The following is a 1,294-nucleotide window of genomic DNA, read 5'->3' as shown; positions in this document are numbered from 1 at the left end:
TAGGGGTATGGACCGCCCGCCGGGATCCATAGTGTCTGCCACGGGAAGCGATCGACGCACGATAGGGAGCAACGGATGAGCACCGACGGCAGCTGGCAGCTGGACATCGAGAGCCCGCTCGGCAAGCAGAGCCTCTGGGTCGAACTGACCGCCGAGGGCGAGAAGCTGATCGGCAAGGCCCGGGCCAACGGCCAGGTCATCGACCCCGACATCATCGACGGCGAGCTGGTCGGCGACGTCGCCTCGTGGAAGATCAAGTGCCGCAAGCCGGTCCCGCTGACCATGAAGGTCACCGTCACCGTCAACGGCGACACCATGACCGGCAAGGCCAAGCCGGGCATGTTCGGTACCTTCCCGGTCACCGGCCGCCGCGTCTAGTGACCGCACCGACGACCAAGGGGACGGCGCCGTTCGGCGAATTCCGGACCTGGTACCGGGTCACGGGGGAGCTGTCGCCGCAACGGACCGCGCTGGTGGCCGTGCACGGCGGCCCCGGCAGCACCCACGACTACCTGACCAGCCTCTCGGTGTTCGCCGACGGCGGCACCCCCGTCGTCCACTACGACCAGCTGGGCAACGGGGGTTCCACCCACCTGCCGGGCCGGCCGGCCGAGTTCTGGACCGTCCAGCTCTTCCTCGACGAGCTGGACAACCTCCTGCGCCACCTCGGGATCGCCGACAACTACGTCCTGTTCGGACACTCCTGGGGCGGCCTGCTGGCGGCGAAGCACGCGGCGGCGGCGCCGACCGGCCTGAAGGGCCTGATCATCGCCGACGCCCCGGCGTCGTACCCGTTGTGGCTGGCGGCGATGGCGGAGCTGCGCGCCGCGCTGCCGGCCGGGGTCGACGACACGCTGCGCCGGCACGAGGCGGCGGGCACCACCGACAGCGACGAGTACCACGCGGCCACCAAGGTCTTCTACGACCGGCACCTGTGCCGGCTCGACCCGTGGCCCCGCGACTACCAGGCCTCCTTCTACGAGCTCTACAACGACCCGACCGTCTACCTCGCGATGAACGGACCGAGCGAGTTCCACGTCATCGGGTCGCTGAAGGACTGGGGCGTCACCGACTGTCTCGCCGACATCGCGGTGCCCACCCTGGTCATCTCGGGCCGCCACGACGAGGCCACCCCGGCCACCGTCCGGCCCTTCATCGACCTGATCCCGGACGCGCGCTGGGAGCTGTTCGACGACTCCAGCCACGTGCCGCACCTGGAGGAGCCGGAGCGGTTCCGCCAGACGGTGGGCGACTACCTCAAGACCGTCGCGCAGGTGTGAAGAAGGACGGACAT

2 protein-coding genes are annotated in these 1,294 nt (G+C 69.6%); both read left to right on the top strand.

Annotation, left to right across the window (positions count from 1 at the left end):
* Window positions 1-75: 75 nt before the first annotated feature.
* Entirely contained in the window at window positions 76-378 is a 303-nt protein-coding gene (locus ACTMS9_RS16835) for a hypothetical protein (protein ID WP_357917058.1), read from the top strand.
* Window positions 378-1,280: a proline iminopeptidase-family hydrolase gene (locus ACTMS9_RS16830; RefSeq protein ID WP_441165401.1), complete on the top strand. Its 903-nt coding sequence runs from the start codon at window positions 378-380 to the stop codon at window positions 1,278-1,280. The genes ACTMS9_RS16835 and ACTMS9_RS16830 overlap by 1 nt, the downstream gene beginning before the upstream one ends.
* The last annotated feature ends 14 nt before the right edge of the window (window positions 1,281-1,294 follow it).

Source organism: Micromonospora sp. L31 (genome assembly GCF_052068075.1).
GTDB lineage: Bacteria > Actinomycetota > Actinomycetes > Mycobacteriales > Micromonosporaceae > Micromonospora > Micromonospora purpureochromogenes.
This window is presented reverse-complemented; position numbering and strand designations above follow the sequence as displayed.

Coding starts and splice junctions, on each gene's coding strand:
- ACTMS9_RS16835 (WP_357917058.1), top strand. CDS start 76: ATGAGCACCGACGGCAGCTGGCAGCTGGACATCGAGAGCCCGCTCGGC.